The sequence below is a fragment of the Acidovorax sp. genome (assembly GCF_022763525.1).
Lineage (GTDB): Bacteria > Pseudomonadota > Gammaproteobacteria > Burkholderiales > Burkholderiaceae_C > Acidovorax.
Map to the genome: position 1 here is coordinate 1 of NZ_JALEGG010000184.1, position 4,095 is coordinate 4,095.

General features: G+C 64.2%; 5 protein-coding genes. 4 read left to right on the forward strand and 1 reads right to left on the reverse strand.

Annotation, left to right across the window (positions count from 1 at the left end; translation table 11 throughout):
- The coding region (mpl, locus tag MRY84_RS14140; protein WP_291506352.1) for a UDP-N-acetylmuramate:L-alanyl-gamma-D-glutamyl-meso-diaminopimelate ligase at positions 1 to 916 on the reverse strand (916 nt) is incomplete at its 3' end.
- Between the two features lie 178 nt (positions 917 to 1,094).
- On the opposite strand from mpl, the gene MRY84_RS14145 reads away from it, so the two are divergent.
- The 4 genes from MRY84_RS14145 to MRY84_RS14160 all read left to right on the forward strand — a co-directional run.
- The gene (locus MRY84_RS14145) at positions 1,095 to 1,694 is read left to right on the forward strand and encodes a hypothetical protein (protein ID WP_291506353.1); all 600 of its coding nucleotides are present in this window, start codon (positions 1,095 to 1,097) and stop codon (positions 1,692 to 1,694) included.
- A complete protein-coding gene (locus tag MRY84_RS14150; RefSeq protein ID WP_291506354.1) occupies positions 1,691 to 2,290 on the forward strand; it encodes a TlpA disulfide reductase family protein in 600 nt (199 codons plus the stop codon). The genes MRY84_RS14145 and MRY84_RS14150 overlap by 4 nt, the downstream gene beginning before the upstream one ends.
- Positions 2,291 to 2,445: 155 nt before the next feature.
- A complete protein-coding gene (accB, locus tag MRY84_RS14155; protein WP_291506355.1) occupies positions 2,446 to 2,907 on the forward strand; it encodes an acetyl-CoA carboxylase biotin carboxyl carrier protein in 462 nt (153 codons plus the stop codon).
- Between the two features lie 177 nt (positions 2,908 to 3,084).
- A partial coding sequence (locus MRY84_RS14160; protein WP_291506356.1) for a biotin carboxylase N-terminal domain-containing protein occupies positions 3,085 to 4,095 on the forward strand: 1,011 nt, incomplete at its 3' end.

Below are 4,095 nucleotides of genomic sequence, written 5' to 3' on the forward strand. Positions count from 1 at the left end.
CCGCCAGCGCGTTGAGCTGATTGTGCACGCCGGTCAGAGCCCATTCCACGCGCGCCACCTTGTGCCCGCGGTGCAGCACATCAAACGCCTGGGGGTCGCCTTCCGCCGAGAAGTCGCCCACGGCCGTGCCGAAGCTGGCCACGTCGCTCCAGCAGCCCATGTGCAGCACGCGCGCAAGGCTTTCTTCCAGCCCGTTGACCACCACGCGACCCGATGGCGGCACGGTGCGCACCAGGTGGTGGAACTGCCGCTCAATGGCGGCGAGGTCGTCAAAGATGTCCGCGTGGTCGAACTCAAGGTTGTTCAGCACGGCGGTGCGGGGGCGGTAGTGCACAAACTTGCTGCGCTTGTCGAAAAAGGCGGTGTCGTATTCGTCCGCTTCGATGACAAAAAGGGGTGCACCTCCAAGCGGCGCATTGCCGGGCAAGGGCCGCCGGGAGGCGCCCAGGCGGGCTGACACGCCAAAGTTCAGGGGAACTCCGCCGATCAGGAAACCCGGCTGCTGCCCTGCGCTTTCCAGGATCCAGGCCAGCATGGACGTCGTCGTTGTCTTGCCGTGCGTGCCGGCCACTGCCAGCACGTGGCGGCCCTGCAGCACGTGTTCGGCCAGCCACTGCGGACCGCTGGTGTAGGGCAGCCCCGCATCCAGGATGGCTTCCATCAACGGAAACTTGGGCGAGCCGTCGCTCAGGCGGGCGCGGCTGACCACGTTGCCCACGACGAACATGTCCGGGCGCAGCGCCAACTGGTCGGCATTGAAGCCTTCGATCAGATCGATGCCCAGTGCCCGCAGCTGGTCGCTCATCGGCGGGTAGACGCCCGCATCGCAACCCGTCACCTTGTGGCCTGCTTCGCGCGCCAGCGCTGCGAGGCCGCCCATGAACGTGCCGCAGATGCCCAGTATGTGTATATGCATGGGCGGCGATTCTAAGTGAACGGGATATCCAGGAAAAAAGCTGTTCCCGCGCTTGTGGAATAAGCGCAGAAAGCTATAAAAATCATAGTAATCCTGTCGATGCGCAGGGTCGCTCCCGAGGCGGCGCCGGCGCTTCGGGCCACAATGCGATTTACCTTCCCTGCGACGCAGACATCCCATGAACACACCTCTGAGCGACGAAATCGCCCAAACCACGGCCCGGCTGGTGGTGGAAGAGGGCCTGGAATGGGGCCCTGCGAAACGCAGGGCCTTGCGACAGATGGGCCTGCCCGCGCGCACGCCGCTTCCGGACAACGACCAGGTGGATGCAGCCGTGCGGGAGTACATCCAGCTTTTTTGTGCAGACACGCAACCGCGCGAGCTGCGAGCGCTTCGCCAACTGGCCTTGGTGTGGATGGAGCGGATGGCGGCCTTTCGCCCGCATCTGGCCGGGGCGGTGTGGCACGGCACGGCCACGCGGCTGTCGGACATCTATCTCCAGCTGTTCTGCGACGACCCTAAATCTGCGGAGATAGCGCTGATCGATCACCACGTCGACTACGAGCCGCGCACGGTCACCGGTTTTCATGGCGAGTCGGTCGAGGCACTGAGCCTGGGGAGCAAGTCGCCTGAGCTCAATGAGATGATCGGCGTGCACCTGATGATCTACGACCTGGACGATCTGCGGGGCGCGATGCGCCCGGACGCCAGGGGCCGCGTGCCGCGCGGCGACATGACGGCCGTGCGGCGCCTGCTCCAGGAAAACCCTGTGCCATGACGACACCTTCTCCAGAACTCTCCAAGACCACCACCTCCCCGGATTCCCTGCTCCAGCCGCCACAACCCGTCGCGGCTCGCAGACGCATGCTGTACGCGGCGGTGGCCGGCCTGGCTGCGGCGGGCGGTGCCGGCCTGGCGTGGTGGAAGTTTCAGCCCCATGCGGTGGAGCCTGGCGCCGAGGGGGCCCTGTGGTCCATGGAGTTCGAAAAGCCAGAGGGGGGGATGCTGTCCTTGCGTGCCCTGTCGGGCAAGCCGCTGGTGGTCAACTTCTGGGCGACTTGGTGTCCTCCTTGTGTGGAGGAACTGCCGTTGCTCAATGCGTTTTATCGGCAACATGCCGCCAACGGCTGGCAAGTGGTGGGTCTGGCCATCGACCAGCCCTCTGCGGTGCGCAAATTCCTGCAGCGCATGCCGCTGGACTTTCCCATCGGCCTGGCCGGGCTGGGCGGCACGGAGCTGGGGCGATCTTTGGGGAACCTGACCGGCGGACTGCCGTTCACGGTGGTGCTCGGCGGGGAGGGCCGGGTCCTGCACCGTAAAATGGGCCAAGTCACCGCGGAAGATTTGCAGTTGTGGACGGCATTGAAGTCGTAGCGGAGTCGCCGGGAGGCCGATTTTGGGGTAGGGAAGAGGGGCAGGTGCACCAATTTGCATGATGTAGTTCATGAAAATTGCGGGGGGAAGACGGCGATAGGCTGAAATTGGAGTAAATTCGCGCCCTATTCAGTTTTATAGCCGTTGGAGCTTCCATGGATCTGCGAAAACTCAAAACCCTTATCGACCTCGTCTCCGAGTCCAACGTTTCCGAACTCGAAATCACCGAGGCCGAGGGCAAGGTCCGCATCGTGAAGAGCGTGGCGGGCGTCGTCCAGCAATACGTGCCAGCGCCTGCACAGGCCCCCGTGGCGCCCGCACCCGCTGCAGCTGCGGCCCAGATGGCAGAACTGCCTGCTCCGTCGGCGCCGGCCGCCCCAGCAGGCCACGTCGTCAAGTCGCCCATGGTGGGCACGTTCTACCGTTCTTCCAGCCCGGGTGCCAAGCCCTTTGTCGAAGTGGGCAGCCAGGTCAAGGAAGGCGAGACCATCTGCATCATCGAGGCCATGAAGATCCTCAATGAGATTGAGGCCGACAAGACCGGCACCGTGACCCGCATCCTGGGTGAAAACGGACAGGCCGTGGAATACGGGCAACCGTTGTTCATCATCGAATGACAGAAAACAACCCGCTGAGCGGCTTTGCCGCTTCCTCCTTCGCTCGCTTCGCGGGTCGGGGGGCGAGGCCACCAGCGCCTGTACCCGGTCTTGGCGGCCCTTGCGCGGCCTGCGCTGGTTCGGCGCCGCGCCTGTTTCATGCGTCGTGGGCAGCGCGGTGCACTGTGGATATCCAATATGTTTAAAAAGATTCTTGTTGCGAATCGCGGAGAGATCGCTCTGCGCATCCAGCGTGCCTGCCATGAGCTGGGCGTGAAGGCCGTGATGGTCTACTCCGAGGCCGACCGCGACGCCAAGTACGTCAAGCTGGCCGAAGAAGCCGTGTGCATCGGCCCCGCGCCCTCGCCGCTGTCCTACCTCAACATGCCGGCCATCATCTCGGCGGCTGAAGTGACGGACGCCGAGGCCATTCACCCTGGCTACGGCTTCCTCTCCGAGAATGCCGACTTTGCCGAGCGCGTCGAGAAAAGCGGTTTCCAGTTCATCGGCCCCACGCCTGAGTCGATCCGCATCATGGGCGACAAGGTCTCGGCCAAGCAAGCCATGATCCGTGCTGGCGTGCCCTGCGTGCCGGGCTCCGAGGGCGAACTGCCCGACGACCCCGTGCAGATCCGTCGAATTGCCAAGGCCATCGGCTACCCCGTGATCATCAAGGCGGCAGGCGGCGGCGGTGGCCGCGGCATGCGCGTGGTGCACACCGAGGCTGCGCTGGTCAATGCCGTGCAGATGACCAAGGCCGAAGCGGGCGCCGCATTCGGCAATCCGGCCGTGTACATGGAGAAGTTTCTCCAGAACCCGCGCCACATCGAGATCCAGATCCTGGCCGACAAGCACCGCAATGCGGTGTACCTGGGCGAACGTGACTGCTCCATGCAGCGCCGCCACCAGAAGGTGATCGAAGAGGCGCCGGCCCCTGGCATTCCCCGCAAGCTGATCGAGAAGATCGGCGAACGCTGCGTGGCCGCCTGCAAGAAGATCGGCTACCGTGGCGCGGGCACCTTCGAGTTCCTGTACGAGAACGGCGAGTTCTACTTCATCGAGATGAACACCCGTGTGCAGGTGGAGCACCCTGTGACCGAGTGGATCACCGGCGTGGACATCGTGAAGACGCAGATCATGGTGGCGGCGGGCGAAAAGCTGCCGTTCACGCAGCGCCAGATCGAAATCCGTGGCCATGCCATCGAGTGC